The sequence below is a fragment of the uncultured Moraxella sp. genome, from assembly GCF_945873075.1.
Lineage (GTDB): Bacteria > Pseudomonadota > Gammaproteobacteria > Pseudomonadales > Moraxellaceae > Moraxella.
In genome coordinates this window covers 79,937-98,616 of record NZ_CAMCBS010000001.1, presented here as the reverse complement: position 1 = coordinate 98,616, position 18,680 = coordinate 79,937, and the positions used below count along the sequence as shown (strand labels likewise).

Here is an 18,680-nt window from a genome sequence, read left to right as displayed (position 1 = left end):
CGACATCCATGCTTAATATCGGTTTATTTGAACTGACGCTGTTCGGTATCATCGCACTTATCGTGCTTGGGCCCGAAAAGCTCATCGTCGCCGCTCGTACAGCTGGGCGTTGGTACGGCACGATTCGCCGTGCAGGGAATCGCCTGCAATCAGAAATCCAAAACGAGCTTCAGATTTTAGAAACCCAAGAAGAGCTCAAAAAAGAGCTTGCCAAGATTCGTGAATCCGAAGCGCAAATGCAAGCACAGATGAATGCCTTGCAGCAGTCGCTTGGTCGTCGTGAAAGTCAGTTCGCCCAAGCCAAACATCAAGCCTTGGATGCTTGGCAAACACTACCTGACATATCAGACAATACAACCAATCAAAGCAGTACATCGGACACCGCACCATCGATACCATCGACACAGCCCCTAGCGAACCGCTGGTTCGTCCTAGGTGATTATGATCGTGCTCGTCGTCTGCCTGCTGCACCACTAATGCCCAACTACACTGCCGATCCACTGCTCAATCAGGTGAAATCATGAGTCAAGACACACCAAATCAAGCACTGGATGATATGCCATTGATGTCGCACTTTGTTGAGCTGCGGACTCGCTTTATTCGCATTTTTATTGCACTGTTGGTGATTTTTTTGGCATTAGTGGGTTTTAGTCGTGATCTGTATGATTTTATTTCCAATCCCTTAGTCGCCCTACTGCCAAAAGAAGCCAGTCTGATCGCCACCGATGTCGCATCAGGGTTCTTGGCGCCGATTCGCTTGACTTTTTTTGTGGCGTTATTCATCGCCGTGCCGTTTATTTTGGCGCAGATTTGGGGCTTTATTTCACCAGCTTTATATAAGCACGAAAAAAAAGCTGCCGTACCGCTGCTATTATCCGCCATTGTCTTATTTTATGTTGGTGTGGCATTTGCCTATTTTATCGTACTCGTACCTGCGCTCAAATTCTTTGTGATGTTCGCACCGGATAATGTCTTGCCGATGACTGACATTGACAGCTATCTAAACTTCGTACTCAAGCTGTTTTTGGTATTTGGTGTGATGTTTGAGATTCCTGTGGCGACGATGATTTTGGTGCTGATGCGCCTTGTGAGCGTGCAGAGCCTTGCGGACAAGCGCCGCTATATCATCGTCGGCTGCTTTGCCGTCGCTGCTGTCGTCACACCACCTGATGGTGCAAGTATGCTGATGCTCGCCATTCCGATGTGTTTATTATTTGAACTGGGTTTATTTATGGCGAAGATGTTGGTCAAGGATAAGCCTGCCGATGATGCCACGCCGCCGCTTGAGCAGACGCCATGACACCAAAAGATGCCCAAGCTCACCTAGATCAACTACAATCTCTATACCGCCAATGGCTTGACCAAAAATCACAGCTAGACACGCTTGAACGACACCTAACCGCCGCCCTAGAGACCATCACAGCGCTAGAGCGTGCCTATATGAGTGATGACTATCATGAGCTGCTTGCCCTTGATGCAAAAGGCTTACTTGATACCACCACCGATGGCGAATACAGCGTACTGAGCGAAGATACACTGTATAACGAAATCATCGCAAAAGAAGTCATGCTATGGCAGCTACTACGCCTATGCGTACAGGCGCTTGATCGCACACGCTCAGCTGATAATACTGATAATTTGGTATAAATTCAGTCGCACTTAGTCTTAGTCTGACAAAACGGCGAGCGCCTGCTCAATATCCGCCATCAAATCACTGGCATCTTCAAGCCCGATACAAAAGCGCACCAGATAGCCATCGGCAAGATGGTTATTGGCAAGCTTGCGCATTTTTTTGATGTTATAGAGCATCACAAGGCTGGTCGCCCCGCCCCAGCTAAAGCCGATTTTAAATAGCTGCAGCGCATCGACAAATCGGCAGACATCCGCCCATGAATAGCGCTTATCTAGGATGACGCTGATCAGTCCTGCACTTTTGGCGGTCGGGCAGTTTTGTTGCCAAAATTGATGGCTGGCATTGTCTGCCATCGCAGGGTGTAGCACTTGGATAACTTGCTTATGATTTTTTAAAAATTCTAATAATTCTAAGCAGGTAGCAGACTGCTTATCATAACGCATACTCATGCTAGGCAGGCTACGATATACGGTGGCGCAGTCATCCCCTGAGACGCTGATGCCTTGTCGTGCGTGCGTGAGTAGCAGTTTGGTGTGCAAAACCTTATCCTTAGTCACCACGCTACCCATCAGCACATCACCGCCGCCGCTTGGGTATTTGGTCAAGGCGTGCACGGCGATATCCACCGCTAGGGCTTCATCACCGATGGCAAACGGGCTAAAGGCAAGCGATGCACCCCAAGTATGATCAATCGCCGTCAAGATACCATGCGCTTGGGCTTTTTTGATTAGTCCTTGTAAATCAGGAAATTCTAGCGTCACAGAGCCTGCTGCTTCTAGCCAAATCAGCCGACAGCGATCTGATGGCGCAAATGAACTGACATCTAATGGGTTATAGACCTTTGGAATGATGCCGTAGTGATTTTGTAAAAATTCTAAATGTTCAGCGTTTGGTCCATAGACATTATCAGGCAGCCACACTTCATCACCTGATTTTAAAAAGGTGCTATTCACCAAATTAATCGCCGATAGACCGCTTGGCGCAAGCAGGCAGTAGTCGCCCCCGTCAAGCCGTGCAATCTGATCAGCAAGCGTATAAGTCGTCGGCGTGCCATGCGTGCCATAGCTATAATCGTAGCGATCTGTCCAGTGGCGGTGAAATAGCTGTGCGGTGTCTTTGAACACAATCGTCGATGCTCGATATACAGGCGGCTGCAAGCTGTCGATGTACTGCGGGGCATGGCGAGCATCATGGATGAGTGCGGTTTGATTTTTCATAGATTGACCCATAAATAAAAGCCATCATACGCAGGATATGATGGCTTTGTCAAATGATTTAGGCGATGCGATCAGTCGAACAGATCTTTGACATCGTCTTTGATCTTATCAAAGAAGCCTTTTTTCTGCTCGCCGCTATTTTTTTCGCCTAGGCTGGCTTGTAGCTGGCGCATCAGCTCTTTTTGTTCGTGGGTCAGATTGACAGGTGTCTGCACCACGATACGGCAGATCAAATCGCCTTGCATATGCCCACGCACGGTGGTGACGCCTTTGCCACGCACACGCAGTAGTTTGCCTGATTGTGTACCTTCGGCGATTTTGACTTTGATTTTGCCATCGAGTGTCGGCACTTCCACTTCATCGCCAAGCGCTGCTGTCACCATCGAAACAGGGACATCCATGTGCAAATCCGCCCCACGACGGGTAAAGATACTGTGTGGCTGTACACGCACTTCGACATATAGGTCGCCATTTGGCATACCGCTGTCGCCCGCTTCGCCTTTGCCTGCTAGGCGCACACGGTCGCCATCATCGACACCGGCAGGGATAGAGACTTCCAAAGTTTGCTGTTCGCTTTTTTTGCCTTCGCCATGACAGTCAGGGCAAGGGTTTTTGATTTGTTTGCCCGTGCCATGACACTGTGGGCAGGTCTGCTGCATGACAAAAAAGCCTTGTTGCATACGCACTTGACCTTGACCGTGACAATGGCTACAGGTGACGATGTCGCTGTCTGATTTTGCCCCTTTGCCATGACAGGTGCTACAGGTGACCGATGTTGAGAAGGTGATTTGTTTTTTGCAGCCTTTGACCGCTTCTTCAAGTGTCAAGCTAATGTTGTACAATAAATCCGCCCCACGGCTGGCACGGCGGCCTGAACCACCGCCAAATCCGCCAAAACCACCACCGCCACCGAATGCCGAACCAAAAATATCACCGAATTGGCTAAAGATGTCTTCGGCGCTAAAACCACCACCGCCAAATCCGCCTGCGCCCATGCCCTGCTCATAGGCATCATGGCCCATGCGGTCGTAGGCGGCACGCTTTTCAGCATCGCTTAGGGTTTCGTAGGCTCGGGTGGCTTCTTTGAGCTTTTCTTCGGCTTCTGGATTGTCTGGATTGCGATCTGGGTGGTATTTCATCGCAATTTTACGAAAGGCTTTTTTGATTTCTTTTTCGTCGGCAGAACGATCCACGCCCAATACACTATAAAAATCTTTACTCATATCCAAAACTCATAAAAAATACAAAAAATATGCCTAAATATGGTGCTGATGGGGTGATTTATCAAGCCTAAATTGTCAAATACCTGCAAATTTTGGGGAATTTTTATAAAAAAATCCCGATGCATACATCGGGATCGTATTAGTCATTGAGCGAATTAGTGATCAGCACGCACCGCACCATGCTCGCTCAAAAATTCCATGATTTCACGCACTTTTTCATCAAGTAAGCCTGCATCGCCACGAGTTTCGATATTTAGGCGAATCAGTGGCTCGGTATTGCTTGAGCGCAGGTTAAATCGCCAATTGCCAAAATCCAGACTTAAGCCATCCAGCGTATTTTTGCTTGGGCTGTGTGCGCTGTATTTGTCTTCTAGCCCTTGGCTGATGGCGGCGGCATCCGTTTGTCCAAGCTTGAAATTAAGCTCGCCTGAGCTTGGAAAAGCTGTGATATAGTCATCGACAAGCTCCGCTAAGGATTTGCCCGTCACGGACAATAGCTCAATCAAGAGTAGCCACGGCACCATACCGCTGTCGCAGTAGAAAAATTCTTTGAAATAATGGTGCGCCGACATCTCGCCACCATAGATAGCGCCCGTTTCACGCATCACTTGCTTGATGAACGAATGTCCAGATTTGCTCAGCGCAGGTGTGCCCGCCATCTGCTCGATGACATTTGCGGTGTTATAAATCACGCGTGGGTCATAGACGATGGTTTGGTTTGGGTATTTTTGCAAAAATGCCGCTGCCAGCATCCCAACAATATAACTGCCATCGATAAATCTGCCATTGGCATCAAACAAGAAACAACGGTCAAAATCGCCATCGAACGCCACACCAAAATCCGCCTTGTGCGCAAGCACGGCATCACGGGTCGATGCTTGGTTGGCGATAATCATTGGGTTTGGGATACCATTTGGGAAACTGCCATCGGGCGTGTGATGTACTTTGATTAGCTCAATCGGTGCGCCTGCTGACTTTAGGCGTGCTTCGATGGCATCGACCACAGGGCCTGCTGAGCCGTTACCGCTATTGACGATGATTTTTTTGGCGGTGAATTTGGTGGTATCAACAAAGCTCATCAGCTTATCGATGTAGGCAGTTTTGTCTGATTTTTCAATCACTTGCCCTTTTGGGGCATTGATAAATTCACCGCTTTCTGCCAAAGCACGCACATCGCCAAGCCCTGTATCAGCACTGATTGGGCGAGAATTTTCACGCACCATTTTTAAGCCATTATAATTAATTGGGTTATGGCTTGCGGTCACTTCGATACCACCGATGGCATCATAGAAACTGGTGGCAAAATACACTTCTTCGGTGCCTGTCATGCCAAGGTCAATGACATCGACGCCAGCATCAGTGATGCCATCGATGGCGGCGGCTTTTAGGGCGAAGCTTGATGGGCGAATGTCTGCACCGATGACGATGGCAGGCTTGTCGTGGGTGGTGTTCTTTGCCAAAATCTGTGCAAAAGCACGGCCAATGCGATACGCGATGGACTCGTCGAGATTGACACCAAGCTCGCCACGCACATCATAGGCCTTAAAGCAGTCGATGGTGATTTTTTCAAAGTGATTCATCATATTTCCTTAATAAAAATCTGAGATTTCAACCATATTTTATCACAAAGATACATTGGTTCGTATGACTAAAGTGTAAAAAGTCAGCCCAAATCAAATGCCTTGAAAATCCAATCAGATTCAAGTTAAAATAATACGATTGTTCAATCTCCTTCAACAGTTATCAGGATCATTATGTTTAGCATCAATCAAGTCGATAATAGCATCGAAAAGATTCAGCCAACCAGTTTTTCAGAACTTGGCTTTAGTGAGCGCAACCACTTGCAAGAATGGATTGCAAAAAATCCTGCGGCACTCGGTGAAGAACTGCTGATTATCCAAAAAGAGTTTGATGGCTTTGACGACACCAGAGAACGCTTGGATTTGTTGGCATTGGACAAGCAAGGTGATCTTGTCATCATCGAAAATAAACTGGATGACTCTGGGCGCAATGTCACTTGGCAAGCTCTAAAATACGCATCGTATTGTGCCACTTTGACCAAATCGCAAATTATTGATATTTATCAAAGCTATTTGGGTCATCACAGCGAACACAATGCCGAGCATGAGATTTTAAAATTTCTACGAGCAAGCGATCTGGACGAAGTACGATTTAATCAAAATCAGCGCATCATCTTTGTCGCCAATCACTATCGCAAAGAAGTGACTTCCACAGTACTATGGCTAATGACCAAGCACGAAATGCCAATCCAATGTTTTAAGGCAACACCTTATAAATTTGGCGAGCAAATATTTTTGGATATGGAACAAATCATTCCCATCAAAGAAACTGAAGAATTCATGATTAAGATGGCTGAAAAAAATCGTGAAGAACAAAATATGTTCAAAGAGCGAGATCGATTGTTATTGGATTTTTGGCAAACGGTGATTGATCGATGTAAGCAAGCAGGCATCGCACTATTCGCCAATGCCGCGCCATCAAAGTTCAATAACATTGGCACAGGTATCGGCATCACAGGGCTGAGTGTGAATTTTGTGATGACTAGAAATACAGGCAGAATTGAGCTGTATATCTCCAAAAACAGTCCGGAAGAAAACACAAGAATATTCAATGAACTGCTAAAATCTCAAGACATGATCCAACAAGAGCTTGGCTATGAGCTGATTTGGGAATCATTGGATGATAAAAAAGCTTGTCGCATCAAAGCTGAGCTTAGCGATGTGGGCACCTTTGATCAACAAACTTGGGATGCTGCCATTAACTTTTTTGTTGGTAATGTGCAAAAGTTTTATGATGTGTTCAAAAAACATCTAGCCAACATCAATTAGCAAAGCATTGATTCACACTTCTTGCTTGGCGTTGCGATTTGATTTTGTCAAATGGCACTGCTTTTTATGCTATAATGGCGTGATTTGATTGTTTTGATTTGCCATGCATCGTCAATTTTCACCCATGCCATCCACCACCCCCACGCCGACTGATGAGCAGTTGGCGTCTTTGGACATGGCATTGACGGGGCAGTCGTTTAAGATTGTCGCTTATGCAGGCGCAGGTAAGACAACGACGCTGAAGCTCATCAGCGAAAATCTGCGAGGTCGTGGACTGTATTTGGCATTCAACAAAGCCATCGCCGCCGAAGCACAGGGCAAATTTCCGCCCAATGTCCGCTGTCAGACCTTTCATTCACTCGCTTATCGTCATGTCAATCGTGACATCACCGCCAAGATTAGCCTGCCCCGCCTGACACCGTCACGACTAGCAGCTGAGCTTGACTTGACTGCCATCAGCACTGAGCGGATGATTGATGGCATCAAAAAGCCCGTCACGCTCACGCCTGCCAAGCTTGCCAATATCATCAGCGAGTCGATTACCACCTTTTGTAAGACATCATCTGCCTATCCTGCGCCACGCCACATCACTGCGCCATCGTGGATGAGCGAAGCTGATGCCAGTCAGCTACAGCAGACGCTTTATCCTGCCTTTGAGCGCCGCTGGCTACAGTCGATTGACCCACGCCATCAAGCGGGCATCAGCCATGATATTTATCTAAAATTATGGACGCTGTCCAATCCTGTTATCCCTGCCGATTTTATCTTGTTTGACGAAGCCCAAGACGCTGACCCCTTGATGATGGGCGCACTCATCCGCCAAGACAAGCAGACCATCTATGTCGGCGATGCGCATCAGCAGATTTATGAATGGCGTGGCGCGCTCAATGCCATGAAACGCCTGCCCTATCCGCAGACGCTATTGACGCAGTCGTTTCGTTTTGGGGAGGCGATTGCTGATGTTGCCAATGTGTTTTTGACCGCCTTACAAGAAGACATCCCGCTCAAAGGCAATCCCAATCAGCCATCCACACTTGCCAAAAGCCTAGTACACGGCGCAAAAGACGCCATTCTTTGTCGCACCAATGCCACCGCCATGAGCCATCTGCTTGATGGGCTCAAGCTTGGGCATAAGGTGGCGCTACAAGCGGACAGTCAGCGGATTTTGCGCTTTTGTCAAGGGGCGGACAGCCTAAAAAATGGCAAATCCGCCTATGGTATCCCCGAGCTTGCTTACTTCAACCACTGGGGCGAAGTCCAAGAATTTAGCGAAACTGGTGAAGGTCGTGACCTAAAAACTTGGGTCAAGCTCATCGAAGAGCACGGCACAAGCACCATCACCAAAGCCATCAATAGCCTATCTACCCAAAGCCATGCCGACTATGTCGTCTCCACAGCGCACAAGGCAAAGGGGCTTGAGTGGGGTCGGGTGCAAATCAGCGATGATTTTTTGTACGATGTCAATACGCTATCGGTCAAAATTACGCCCGAAGAGCTACGCCTGCTGTATGTCGCCTGCACTCGTGGCAAAAGTCTGCTTGATGTACATCATATTGGCGATTTGCTACATGGCTTGGTGCACAAAAAAGTGATTTATGGCTAAGCTGCCATCAATGATGGTATTTAGCCCCATTTCAAATATTTTAACAGTATTTATCCTAACTTTATGACTTTTAACCATTTCTTCCCTCACCCTGTCCGCCTACTTGCCCCGATGGAAGGTCTGACTGACCCGCTGATGCGACGGATTTTGACCGATATTGCGTGCACACTTGGCGCACCCTATGACTGGGCGGTGAGTGAGTTTATCCGTGTCACGCATTATCCTTTGCCTGCGCATGTCTTTTATAAATTTGTCCCAGAATTACATCACGGCGGTCGGACAGCCAGCGGTACGCCTGTGCATATTCAGCTACTGGGCAACAACCCCGAGACGATGGCAGAGAGTGCCGTGACAGCAATCGCTCTTGGGGCGGCGGCAATTGACCTAAACTTTGGCTGTCCTGCCAAGACGGTCAATAACCACAAAGGCGGCTCGGTGCTGCTAGAAGAGCCCGAAGTACTGTACCACATCATCAGGGCTGTGCGCGGTGCTGTGCCAAGTGACATCCCTGTCTCTGCCAAAATCCGTCTGGGCTACACGGACACGAGCCTGATGACTGACATCGGGCAAGCCATCAAATCTGCCAATGCCAGCTGGCTGACCGTCCATGCTCGCACCAAAGTCGATGGCTACAAGCCCCCTGCCTATTGGGACAAAGTCGCCCCCTTTACCACGCTTGGGATGCCTGTGATTGCCAATGGTGAGATTTGGACAGCGGATGACGCCAAACGCTGTATGGCTGAAGCTGATACCCCGCATCTGATGCTCGGTCGTGGGGCGGTCACTCGTCCTGATTTGATTGCTACCATCGCAGGCTTGGATGGGGTGGACTGGGCGACATTATGCCAATATCAGTTGCAGTTTTTGGCGGATGAGACAGAGAACCAAAATGGGCTGATTGGTCGCTATAAGCAGTGGCTAGGTATGCTTACCAAAGGTTACGATGAAGCAGACACGCTGTGGCACATCATCAAAAAAATCAAGGATAAGGGTGAGATTGAGCAAGTACTTTTGGATAGCATGAAAGATAGCATAAAAAAAGCCAACCTGTAGGCTGGCTTTATGATCAACAAGACAATCGACGCTCTAAATTCGTTAAAAATTCATTCATCTCCATATTGATATCAATGCCCATGCGTTCAGCCAAGACAATTTGCCACCAAATATTTTCGGCAAGTTTATGGGCAAGCTCACTGTACACATCGCCACCTGACTTTGTCCAACGCCCTTCATGTGCCATCGTCAAGCGACCCACCAAGCCTGCATCAGTTAAAAATGCTAAGGCATCTTCTTCCACCGTCCATTTTGAGCCATGATGTTTGTCTTCTAGGACATGATATTTGGCACGAATTGCCATCGAGCGATTGATAATTTCTTTAAAATCAGACATAAAATTTCTCCAATAATGATAATCTCAACCATTATACCGCAGTGGTCAGAGTTGGCTGTGGCACTCTTGTAATCTGCACCGTTTTATTATGAAATTCAAGCAAGCTTGTGCGATGACCGATACTCACGACGATGCTGTCAGGCAGGTGCGTGGCAAGCAGTGTGTACATCAGCTTCTCATTGGCTTCATCAAGCGCTGATGTCGCTTCATCGAGAAATATCACATCAGGACAAGCCAGTAAAATCCGCACAAAACCAATCCGCTGAATCTGACCGGGAGACAGATACGCTTGCCAGTCTTCGATGTCATCTAGGCGTTTGGCAAGTTTTTTGAGCCCCACGACACTTAGCCAATGAGCAATGGTTGCATCATCCGCCATCATCGCAGGATAGGTGACGACATCACGCAGACTGCCTTGGGGGACATAGGTTTTTTGGGGCGTAAAGTGCAGTTTTTGTTGCACATCCAGATACATCACCCCCACTGTCGGTAAGGGATAAATGCCCGCCATCGCTCGTAGCAGACTTGTCTTGCCCACGCCTGATTCGCCTTGTATCAATAGACGGTCGCCACGGCGTAGCACCATATCCACAGGACAAAACAGCAGCTGACCGCCACTTATCAGCCCAAACTGCTGTAATGCTAGGCGGATATCTGCTGATTGGGCAAGTGTATCATCCCTTGTTTGGTGAGTATCGCCATCCGCTTTATCAGCTTTTTTATCAATATTATCTAAAGAATGTAGAAACCCATGCAGACGATTAACCCGAGCTTGATATAGGGTAAAATCTTCATAAAATAAGCGGAAAAATGACAAAGCACGCATCAAGCGGTTGAACGACTGCACCGTCTGATGCACATCACCAAGCTTGATTTGTCCTGCAAAAAATCTTGGCGCTTGTAGCATGATTGGCAGCAGCATCGCAAACTGCGTCACCCCTGTATTAAAGCCGCCCAAGCCAAGCGAGCGTTTAATAATTGCCCAGCGGTTATCAATGATGGCACGAAAATACGCCGTCAGACTTCGCTTTTCTTGGCGTTCACCTTGATAAAAAGCGATACTCTCGGCATGGTCACGCACTCGCACCAGCGCATAACGATAGTCGCCATGACGATGCTCTTTTTCAAAATTCAGACGAATCAGCGGTCGCCCAATCCACACCGAAATGACGGTCGCGGTGATGATAAATCCATACACCAAAAACACCACACCCTTTGGAATCTCAATGCCTGCAAGCACTAGCACGCCTGATAAGCCCCACAAAATGATGGTAAACTCAATCGATGACAAGATGGCGTTCAGCACCCCACGCACCATCTCAAGCGTATCGGTGATAAAGGCGGTGGCGTCCTGCTCGATACGCTGGTCAATGTTGTCAGGCTTGGCATTGTCTGGGCGAGTCAGGCGATAGTAGTTTTGATTATCTAGCCATTTGTTTAGCAGTACTGCATTTAATTTTTCAAGCCAACGAATCTCAAACACCTGCCCTATCAAGATATCCACAATCTCTTGGATGACCTTGATACCGACAAGGCTGGCATTAATCAGCGCAAAAAACCAAAACGCATCAGGCTTCATCTCTTGTAGCGATGTATAAAGCCCATTATAAAAAAAGGTATTAAGCACGCTGATACGCACTTCGATAAGTACAAAGGCGATGAGCGCCACCACCATCAGCACTGTCTTGGTGATACTGGTATTTGTTAAGCATGGCTTAGTAATATGCCAAAACTTCTGCCCTGTACTCGTGTAGCGTGTCAGCACAAAAAACGCCACAGCAAACGCCGCCGACACCCACGCCAAAGTCTGTACAAACCAAATCGCCGAGCCACCAAGCTCACTTTGCCAATCCATAAATTACCGCTTATGTTATTGTTATGAAATTATTATGAACAAAAAACCGTTTGCAAGTCGCTCGCAAACGGTTGTTGCTCATAAATACTTAAAAATCAATGGTATAGCTGACATTGTAGTTGCGACCACGACCGCCTGTATAACGCTCAGATGATGGCAAGACAGTTTCGGTCAAGAACACATCGTATTCTTCGTTGAGTAAGTTATTAATACCAAGTCCGATTGTCCCTTTGCCCAGTGGTTGTTTATAAGTCATATCCACCAAAGTATAGCCATCGAATTTGGACTCATAAGAAGTGCTACCTGAAGTCACATCAGGATAATCACGGGCAAACAGGTGCGTGGCTGTCATGCCAAATCGCTTATCACTATCACCAAAGCGATAGTTCACACCGACAGACAGCTTATCAGGGCTGATATTGCGTGCTGGCATATCCACCATCACGCCATCGCCATTGGCATCGTATTTGCCTTGGGTGTGTGCATAGCTTGCGGTGAATTGCGCATTGTCGGTCGCTTGATAGCGTAGTGCCACTTCAGCGCCCTTGATGTTGGTAGCTTCACGCTTGGCACGATAGCCTTCGAGTGCGGCATCATATTCTAGCGTCGAGCCCAAGTCTGATTTGGACTGAAAGACGCTCAAGTCCGCTGATAGCTTATCGCCTGTATAGCGTACGCCCACTTCGGTGTTGTCCGTGACAATCGGCTCAAGGTTGATGCTCTCAACGCTCTGATTCAATGCGGTGATGGCACGCAAAGTCGCCCCCACATCAGGCATACCCAGCCCTTTGGCATAGTTGGCAAATACTTGGGTCTTATCATTGATGTCATAGACCAAGCCTGCACTTGGCAAGACTTCATCAAACTTCACCGTACCGCCTGCCACAGGGGTGCTTGTCCAGCGACGAGCACCAAAGCTTGCTGCACGGGTATAGCCTGCCAAAGTCGAAAAATCATCCACTTCTAACTGACCTTGCTCATAGCGTACGCCAGCACTTAGGCTAAGACGGTCAGCCAGTCGCACACGAGCTTGGGCAAATGGTGAGATATTTTGATAAGTCATCTCTGGTGCCCAGACACGGTTGTACTGAATCAGATTTTGCCCTGTCACATCTTGCATGGCATCCACGCCTGCGGTCAGCGATAGGCGGTCTTGCCATAGCGTGTCTTTATTGACGGTCAGCTTAATACCTGTCTTAGTGGATTCGTTTTGGGATTGGTCAAGTAGCGTACCATTTGGGGCGATGCTTGGGTCTTGATAATTATTGGCATAGTTCGCCCCATAGCGTGCGGTAAAATCATTATAAAACGCTTGGGCTGATAGGCGAGTACCAAAAAAGTCATCATCGCTATAAGTGGCATTGACCGTCAAAGCGTCATTATAAGGCGTCTTGCCACGATAGGCACTGCCTGTATATTTGATTGCTGTATCAGTCAGTCCTGTGGCACGATTGCCTGCGACATTTTCATAATCAAGCGTCGCATCCGAATCTAGGTGATAATAATTCACCGATGCGCCGATACGCTTATCATCATCAATCTGATAGCCTGCTTTGGCAAAGATGTCATAGCTTTGCGAGCCTTGAGTGTCGCCTTGGTTGCCATAGATGCCCACCATGCGATTGTCCGCTTGGTAGTACATCCCTTCTTTGGCGTATTTGACAGCGACGAGTGCATCGGTCTTATCGCCGCCGTAGCTGGCTTGATAACGCACGCTACCGCCTAGACCATCAGAATGAAAATGATTGTCACTGCTTGCGGTGATGGTAACTTGTTGTGCGACGCCATTTTTGCGGTTGGTTTTGGTGATGAAATTGATGATACCGCCTGTCGCCCCAAGCCCCTGCTCGGCAGATGCGCCATAGACCACTTCGATACGCTCCACCATCGCCAAATCAATGGTGCGGCTCTCACGACTACCATCACGCAGTGGGTTGGACTGTGGCACGCCATCAATCATAAACAGCACTTCACGACCACGAAAGCTCTCGCCCACCGTGCCAAGCTTCTCGCTTGCTGGCGCATAGCCGGGGATAAGCTTTGAGAGCGCATCAGATGTGTCATCGCTAAGCAGCAGCTGATCGTCGATGGCTTGACGGTCGATGATCAGCACCTTTTGGGCAGACTCTTTGAGCGTGATGTGATCACGCTTGATGGTGATGACATCAGTATCCAAAACGACAGTCGGCTCGGTCGTATCAGCCAGTGCAACCGTCGGTACAATACCACAGACGGTGGCGACAGCCAGCCACAATACAGATGGTGCAAACAGGGTTGGGCGATGTGTTTTCATCTTAAAACATCCTATAAAACAACACAAGAAATACAATCCAATCAGTCAAATCATCAAATCTGCTTGATTGTTGTTTTTTGTCCAACGCTGGACATCAACGCTTGCCCAAATGGGCTTTTTTTGTTAAAAATCTAAATTTATGCTATACTTAAGCTGTGCACTTTAACCACCAAATAAGGGGGTGTTTATGCCAAATTACATGAATTTTTTGAGTACATCCGTCCAATCCAATAATCAGTACCCTGTTGCCATTTCTCTAAAAATTGAGCAACCAAAGACGGCTTACAAAATTTCTTACCAAAGCCAATCAAAAGCCAATCAAAAAACTTCAGAACAGCGATCATACGATTACTACCTAAAAAGACTCGAACAAGATTTTGATGCTCAAAAGCTCGGTTTTTTAGATGAAGATGACTTTTTGGCTGACTCTTCATACTATGATGACGAAATGGAGCACAGACCATTTGACTTGCCAAAGACGCTGTACGACCTAGGCAAAAGCTTTGACCCAAAACTTGCCGATATAATCTGTGATGGCGAATAGTTTTCATGTATTTACTTGATACCAACATCGTTTCTGAAATTCGTAAAATCAGCAACGGCAAAGCTAATAAAGGGGTTGTTGAATGGTTCAAAACTGCCGAAACTGGTTCGCAATTCATCAGCACCATCACGCTTTTTGAGCTACAAAAAGGTGTCTTATTGGCAGCTCACAAAAATGATTTTGTCAAAGCCGATGCGCTACAAGCTTGGTTGGATACCATACGATTTAATTTCACTGGTAGAACCCTGCCTGTCAACAAAAAAGTTGCTTTGTACTGTGCCACATTGCACATTCCAAACCCTAAGCCAGCATTTGATTCGCTCATTGCTGCCACAGCATTAGCTCATGATTTAACACTGGTTACTCACAATACTTCAGGCTTCGAAAACATACCCAATCTACGCATTGTCAACCCGTTCATCTAAGTGTCCCACGTTGGGGCACTTTTTCTTTATCACCAATCACATCGCTCAAACAAAAAATCCGCTCGCCATCATGACAGGCGAACGGACATTCTACTTCCAATTAAGAATGTTATCGATAATGATAGTGGTTATCAATTATAAATAAGAGTGATTATAATGTCTAGTGAATTGATAGAAATTTTTTATGGATTTTTATGATAAATTAATAAATTGTAAGGTTATAACACTGACAAGCACTTGCTAAGCGTGCAATAGTTGCTATACTAAGCGAAAGTTTTTTTGGAAATTGGCATGAGTACACAGCCCGCACCTTATCCTTATTGGCGTATCTTGCTTTGTTTTGGTTTATTAGGCGGGGCAGTTGGCGGATTGCTTGCCAGTTTATTGTCAGCCATTGTGTTATCACCCAATGACATCTTGGATTTTATCTTATTTAGTCCAGTCTTTATGCTGACTGGTGCAGTGATTGGCTTAATTCCTGCGTTGTTGACCGCTTTGGCGATTGTCCTTAGACGGATGATGCTGACCAGCTGGGTGGATTATTGTCAGCTATTTGCCATTGGCTTTGGGTCATCCGCCTTATTTATGCTCACCATCATAGCCATCGATGCAGGTATAGCGCCACATTACGACCCCAAATATATGCCTTTGCAAAATTATGATTTAATCCCTTATATGGGTATCATCGGCGAATTATCAGCGGTCATCTTGGGTCGCTTTACCCTGCCCAAAATCGCCAAAACCCCCATCAGCCATCACTAAGTCATTCATCATCCACCATCGCATCAACAATCACAGGCTTGCCATCATGATATAGCACGGTGGCATCGACATGATACAGCTGTTTCATCGTACTTGCGGTCAATACATCAATAGGCTTGCCTGTGGCGATGACTTGCCCTGATTTCATCATCACCACCGTATCAGCAAACTGCGCCGCTTGGTTGATGTCATGTAGGACGATGACGATGGTTTTGCCCGCTTTGGCAAGCACTCGAAGCTTACGCATCAATCTCCCTGCGTGGTACATATCCAGATTGTTCAATGGCTCATCAAGTAGCAGATACGGCGTATCTTGGCACACCACCATCGCAATCAGCACCCGCTGACGCTGACCACCGGACAAATCGGACAAAAACCGCTGTGCCAGTGCCGTCAGCTCAAACTCCGCCATCACCTGCTCAACTCGTTCATCATCCGCCGCTGTTGGCACGCCTTGATGATGCGGATACCGCCCAAACATCAACAGCTCACGCACTCGCAGCCTGCCTTGCACATGATTTTCTTGGGTCAGCATGGCAAGCGTACAGGCAAGCTTGCGACTGTCTGTCGTCGCCACATCACAGCCACCAAAGCTCACCTTGCCCGACTGTAGTGGTGTGATGCGTGCCATCAGATTGAACAAGGTGGATTTGCCTGCGCCATTTGGCCCAATCAGCGCCACCACTTGCCCTGTGTGCAGTGACAAATTGACATCATCCAAAATCTGCGTGCCGTTATTGAGTCGATAGCCGACGCCTTGAACTTGTATCATCGTGTTGCCTGCTTTTGATATTGATGAAAAATAATCCACAAAAATGCCAAACCGCCCACCAGCTCAATCACCACTTCAAGCACGCCTGCCATCTTGAGCAGATGCTCAAAAATCATCTGCCCTGCCACCAAGCACAGCATGGCAATCAGACTCACAAGCACCAACCGTTTGCCATGATGCATCGATGGGCTAATCGCATTGGTCAGTGCACACACCAATAGCCCAAAGAAAGTCACCGGCCCCACCATCGCTGTCGATACAGCGACCAGCAGTGCAATCATCGCAAGCATCCCAAGCGTCAGCCGAGTATAGTCAATGCCCAGATTAATCGCAGGCAGTCGCCCAAGCAGTAGAATATCAAGCTTGTGGCGCATCCGATACATCAAGACCGCACAGATGGCACACAGCACCATGCCGACGCCGAGCACTTGGGTATTAATCGTGTTAAAGCCTGCATAGCTCACCGATTGGATGGTCACAAACTCTTCGGGGTCAATCATCCGAGCCACCAAAAATGACAAACTGCGAAACAATAGCCCAAAGACCACACCCACCAATATCAGCCGTGTCAAATCCTGACTGTGTCGCCCAAACAGCATCCGAAACATCACAAGCGATAGCCCAAGCATGATGATGACTTCAAAGCCAAACTTACCCAAAGTCGGTATCGACGCCATCCCCACCGACCCCAAGAAAAACACCATCAAGCTCTTAATCAGCACATACAAGCTATCAAAGCCAAGCAGTGCCGGGGTCAAAATCGGATTGTGCGTCAAAGTCTGAAACAGTAGCGTCGATGTGCCAATGGCAAAACCGACGGTCAAAAGTGCGAGCAACTTTTTGCCACGCAAGCTTAGGATAAACGACCAATTGCCACTGGCATTGACACTCATAAACAGTAGCATGGCGATGACAAGTAGCACCGCCATCACGGCAATCGGTCGTGCCTGAATCAGCGTAATAGGACGGGCAAACAGTTGGGTAACAGACATGATTGATAAGGTTAAGGTTAATTTTAATCGTTAAAAAGCCGAAAAATTGGCGATTATCAGTGATGATTCAGTAAATTAATGATAAAGAAAGCTATTTGGGATTTTTTAATAATAAATACAAAAACACCATCGCCCCAAGCACCCCAAAGACCACCGTCACAGGGATTTCAAACGGATAAATAATCAGCCGCCCGATGATGTCACACAATAGCACCGCCGATGCACCAAGCAGTGCCACCGCAGGTAAGGTGAGCCTAAGCCTATCACCCATCAGTCGGCTGATGATGTTCGGCACGACCAGCCCGACAAACGGAATCATACCAACCGTCGCCACCACCACCGAGCTCACCAAAGCCACCATCACCACCGATAGGCGTAAGATGGTCTCACGATTCACCCCCAGATTGGTTGCGATATGATCGCCAAGCCCAATGATGGTCAGCTTATCCGCCAAGACATAAGCCATCACCGATACCGCACCGACGAGCCATAGTAGCTCATAGCGACCCGCCAAAATACTCGAAAAATCGCCAAATCGCCACACACCAAGCAGCTGCACCATCTCGGTTTGATACGCAATAAAGGTGCTCATCGCATCAATGATACCGCTAAAGACAATCCCCACAAGCGGAATCATCAGATGATCGGTGGCAGGCAGTCGCTTAATCAGCATCATAAAAATCATCATCCCCACCATCGCACAGACGGTAGCGATACTGATTTTGGCGATGATGGGCGCTGATGGCAATACAAGTGCAGTGATGAGCATCCCAAGTGCCGCACTTTGGGTAGCGCCGACCATTGATGGCTCGACGAAGCGATTTTTGAGCACGACTTGCATCATCATGCCACTGATCGCCATGCCTGCACCGGTCAAGATGATGGCAAGCGTACGGGGGATGCGGCTTTGTAGTAGGATTTGGGTGTCTTGGCTGACTTGACCTGTGATCAGGTTTTGCCAACTAAAATCCGCCACGCCCACAGACAGGCTCACCACGATCAGCACTGCCATCACCACTAGGCTTGCAGCATTGATACTGATGGCTTTGTGCCAAGGATTGGATAATGTGGCGGTGGTCATAACACTCTCAAGATACGCACAGGTTGGCTAACTCATCGGAA

The 18,680-nt window shown here is 47.6% G+C and carries 18 protein-coding genes; 9 read left to right on the top strand and 9 right to left on the bottom strand.

What is annotated here, in order from left to right; translation table 11 throughout:
- Positions 1–8 precede the first annotated feature (8 nt).
- The 3 genes from tatB to Q0N89_RS00455 are packed head-to-tail and all read left to right on the top strand — an operon-like array spanning position 9 to position 1,647.
- Complete coding sequence (tatB, locus tag Q0N89_RS00465; protein WP_294032854.1) at positions 9–524, top strand: Sec-independent protein translocase protein TatB; 516 nt, start codon at positions 9–11, stop codon at positions 522–524.
- Positions 521–1,300 carry a twin-arginine translocase subunit TatC gene (gene tatC, locus Q0N89_RS00460; RefSeq protein ID WP_294032853.1) on the top strand — a complete coding sequence of 260 codons (780 nt, stop codon included), beginning with the start codon at positions 521–523 and terminating at the stop codon, positions 1,298–1,300. Before tatB ends, tatC begins: the two co-directional genes overlap by 4 nt.
- Positions 1,297–1,647 (top strand): DUF4298 domain-containing protein, encoded by a 351-nt coding sequence (locus Q0N89_RS00455; RefSeq protein ID WP_294032852.1) that lies wholly within the window; start codon positions 1,297–1,299, stop codon positions 1,645–1,647. The genes tatC and Q0N89_RS00455 overlap by 4 nt, the downstream gene beginning before the upstream one ends.
- An 18-nt stretch (positions 1,648–1,665) precedes the next feature.
- Here the strand turns inward: Q0N89_RS00455 and Q0N89_RS00450 are convergent, their stop codons facing one another.
- The 3 genes from Q0N89_RS00450 to Q0N89_RS00440 all read right to left on the bottom strand — a co-directional run bounded on the left by Q0N89_RS00450 (position 1,666) and on the right by Q0N89_RS00440 (position 5,653).
- Entirely contained in the window at positions 1,666–2,850 is a 1,185-nt protein-coding gene (locus Q0N89_RS00450) for a PLP-dependent transferase (protein WP_294032851.1), read from the bottom strand.
- 71 nt (positions 2,851–2,921) lie between these two features.
- Complete coding sequence (gene dnaJ, locus Q0N89_RS00445) at positions 2,922–4,073, bottom strand: molecular chaperone DnaJ (RefSeq protein ID WP_294032850.1); 1,152 nt, start codon at positions 4,071–4,073, stop codon at positions 2,922–2,924.
- Between the two features lie 155 nt (positions 4,074–4,228).
- The gene (locus Q0N89_RS00440) at positions 4,229–5,653 is read right to left on the bottom strand and encodes a phosphomannomutase CpsG (RefSeq protein WP_294032849.1); all 1,425 of its coding nucleotides are present in this window, start codon (positions 5,651–5,653) and stop codon (positions 4,229–4,231) included.
- 174 nt (positions 5,654–5,827) lie between these two features.
- On the opposite strand from Q0N89_RS00440, the gene Q0N89_RS00435 reads away from it, so the two are divergent.
- From Q0N89_RS00435 to Q0N89_RS00425, 3 genes are all read left to right on the top strand, one after another.
- Positions 5,828–6,922, top strand: coding sequence for a DUF4268 domain-containing protein (locus tag Q0N89_RS00435; protein WP_294032848.1), 1,095 nt, complete (start codon positions 5,828–5,830; stop codon positions 6,920–6,922).
- A 103-nt stretch (positions 6,923–7,025) separates the two neighbouring features.
- Positions 7,026–8,525: a UvrD-helicase domain-containing protein gene (locus Q0N89_RS00430; RefSeq protein ID WP_294032847.1), complete on the top strand. Its 1,500-nt coding sequence runs from the start codon at positions 7,026–7,028 to the stop codon at positions 8,523–8,525.
- Between the two features lie 63 nt (positions 8,526–8,588).
- Complete coding sequence (locus Q0N89_RS00425; RefSeq protein WP_294032846.1) at positions 8,589–9,578, top strand: tRNA-dihydrouridine synthase; 990 nt, start codon at positions 8,589–8,591, stop codon at positions 9,576–9,578.
- 13 nt (positions 9,579–9,591) lie between these two features.
- Here the strand turns inward: Q0N89_RS00425 and Q0N89_RS00420 are convergent, their stop codons facing one another.
- The 3 genes from Q0N89_RS00420 to Q0N89_RS00410 form a co-directional block, all read right to left on the bottom strand.
- A complete protein-coding gene (locus Q0N89_RS00420; RefSeq protein WP_294032845.1) occupies positions 9,592–9,915 on the bottom strand; it encodes a MazG-like protein in 324 nt (107 codons plus the stop codon).
- Between the two features lie 31 nt (positions 9,916–9,946).
- Positions 9,947–11,770 (bottom strand): ABC transporter ATP-binding protein/permease, encoded by a 1,824-nt coding sequence (locus Q0N89_RS00415; RefSeq protein ID WP_294032844.1) that lies wholly within the window; start codon positions 11,768–11,770, stop codon positions 9,947–9,949.
- 88 nt (positions 11,771–11,858) lie between these two features.
- Complete coding sequence (locus tag Q0N89_RS00410) at positions 11,859–14,063, bottom strand: TonB-dependent receptor (protein WP_294032843.1); 2,205 nt, start codon at positions 14,061–14,063, stop codon at positions 11,859–11,861.
- Positions 14,064–14,250: 187 nt separating this feature from the next.
- Here Q0N89_RS00410 and Q0N89_RS00405 point away from each other — a divergent pair, with 187 nt between their 5' ends.
- From Q0N89_RS00405 to Q0N89_RS00395, 3 genes are all read left to right on the top strand, one after another.
- Positions 14,251–14,607: a hypothetical protein gene (locus Q0N89_RS00405; RefSeq protein ID WP_294032842.1), complete on the top strand. Its 357-nt coding sequence runs from the start codon at positions 14,251–14,253 to the stop codon at positions 14,605–14,607.
- Between the two features lie 5 nt (positions 14,608–14,612).
- Entirely contained in the window at positions 14,613–15,032 is a 420-nt protein-coding gene (locus tag Q0N89_RS00400; RefSeq protein ID WP_294032841.1) for a type II toxin-antitoxin system VapC family toxin, read from the top strand.
- A 291-nt stretch (positions 15,033–15,323) separates the two neighbouring features.
- Positions 15,324–15,794, top strand: a complete 471-nt coding sequence (locus Q0N89_RS00395; RefSeq protein WP_294032840.1) for a hypothetical protein — start codon at positions 15,324–15,326, stop codon at positions 15,792–15,794.
- A 1-nt stretch (position 15,795) separates the two neighbouring features.
- On the opposite strand, the gene Q0N89_RS00390 is transcribed toward Q0N89_RS00395, so the two are convergent.
- The 3 genes from Q0N89_RS00390 to Q0N89_RS00380 all read right to left on the bottom strand — a co-directional run bounded on the left by Q0N89_RS00390 (position 15,796) and on the right by Q0N89_RS00380 (position 18,639).
- On the bottom strand, positions 15,796–16,566 hold the full coding sequence (locus Q0N89_RS00390; RefSeq protein WP_294032839.1) for an ATP-binding cassette domain-containing protein: 771 nt from the start codon (positions 16,564–16,566) through the stop codon (positions 15,796–15,798).
- A complete protein-coding gene (locus Q0N89_RS00385; RefSeq protein WP_294032838.1) occupies positions 16,563–17,558 on the bottom strand; it encodes an iron chelate uptake ABC transporter family permease subunit in 996 nt (331 codons plus the stop codon). The genes Q0N89_RS00390 and Q0N89_RS00385 overlap by 4 nt, the downstream gene beginning before the upstream one ends.
- Before the next feature lie 91 nt (positions 17,559–17,649).
- The gene (locus Q0N89_RS00380) at positions 17,650–18,639 is read right to left on the bottom strand and encodes an iron chelate uptake ABC transporter family permease subunit (RefSeq protein WP_294032837.1); all 990 of its coding nucleotides are present in this window, start codon (positions 18,637–18,639) and stop codon (positions 17,650–17,652) included.
- Between the last annotated feature and the right edge of the window lie 41 nt (positions 18,640–18,680).

What these genes read in the sequence shown, in the direction of transcription:
- Q0N89_RS00395 (WP_294032840.1), top strand. Translation starts at nt 15,324, where the DNA reads ATGAGTACACAGCCCGCACCTTATCCTTATTGGCGTATCTTGCTTTGT.
- Q0N89_RS00450 (WP_294032851.1), bottom strand. Translation starts at nt 2,850, where the DNA reads ATGAAAAATCAAACCGCACTCATCCATGATGCTCGCCATGCCCCGCAG.
- Q0N89_RS00420 (WP_294032845.1), bottom strand. Translation starts at nt 9,915, where the DNA reads ATGTCTGATTTTAAAGAAATTATCAATCGCTCGATGGCAATTCGTGCC.
- Q0N89_RS00435 (WP_294032848.1), top strand. Translation starts at nt 5,828, where the DNA reads ATGTTTAGCATCAATCAAGTCGATAATAGCATCGAAAAGATTCAGCCA.
- Q0N89_RS00405 (WP_294032842.1), top strand. Translation starts at nt 14,251, where the DNA reads ATGCCAAATTACATGAATTTTTTGAGTACATCCGTCCAATCCAATAAT.
- Q0N89_RS00455 (WP_294032852.1), top strand. Translation starts at nt 1,297, where the DNA reads ATGACACCAAAAGATGCCCAAGCTCACCTAGATCAACTACAATCTCTA.
- Q0N89_RS00390 (WP_294032839.1), bottom strand. Translation starts at nt 16,566, where the DNA reads ATGATACAAGTTCAAGGCGTCGGCTATCGACTCAATAACGGCACGCAG.
- dnaJ (WP_294032850.1), bottom strand. Translation starts at nt 4,073, where the DNA reads ATGAGTAAAGATTTTTATAGTGTATTGGGCGTGGATCGTTCTGCCGAC.
- Q0N89_RS00430 (WP_294032847.1), top strand. Translation starts at nt 7,026, where the DNA reads ATGCATCGTCAATTTTCACCCATGCCATCCACCACCCCCACGCCGACT.
- Q0N89_RS00385 (WP_294032838.1), bottom strand. Translation starts at nt 17,558, where the DNA reads ATGTCTGTTACCCAACTGTTTGCCCGTCCTATTACGCTGATTCAGGCA.
- Q0N89_RS00380 (WP_294032837.1), bottom strand. Translation starts at nt 18,639, where the DNA reads ATGACCACCGCCACATTATCCAATCCTTGGCACAAAGCCATCAGTATC.
- Q0N89_RS00410 (WP_294032843.1), bottom strand. Translation starts at nt 14,063, where the DNA reads ATGAAAACACATCGCCCAACCCTGTTTGCACCATCTGTATTGTGGCTG.
- Q0N89_RS00425 (WP_294032846.1), top strand. Translation starts at nt 8,589, where the DNA reads ATGACTTTTAACCATTTCTTCCCTCACCCTGTCCGCCTACTTGCCCCG.
- Q0N89_RS00400 (WP_294032841.1), top strand. Translation starts at nt 14,613, where the DNA reads ATGTATTTACTTGATACCAACATCGTTTCTGAAATTCGTAAAATCAGC.
- Q0N89_RS00415 (WP_294032844.1), bottom strand. Translation starts at nt 11,770, where the DNA reads ATGGATTGGCAAAGTGAGCTTGGTGGCTCGGCGATTTGGTTTGTACAG.
- tatC (WP_294032853.1), top strand. Translation starts at nt 521, where the DNA reads ATGAGTCAAGACACACCAAATCAAGCACTGGATGATATGCCATTGATG.
- tatB (WP_294032854.1), top strand. Translation starts at nt 9, where the DNA reads ATGCTTAATATCGGTTTATTTGAACTGACGCTGTTCGGTATCATCGCA.
- Q0N89_RS00440 (WP_294032849.1), bottom strand. Translation starts at nt 5,653, where the DNA reads ATGAATCACTTTGAAAAAATCACCATCGACTGCTTTAAGGCCTATGAT.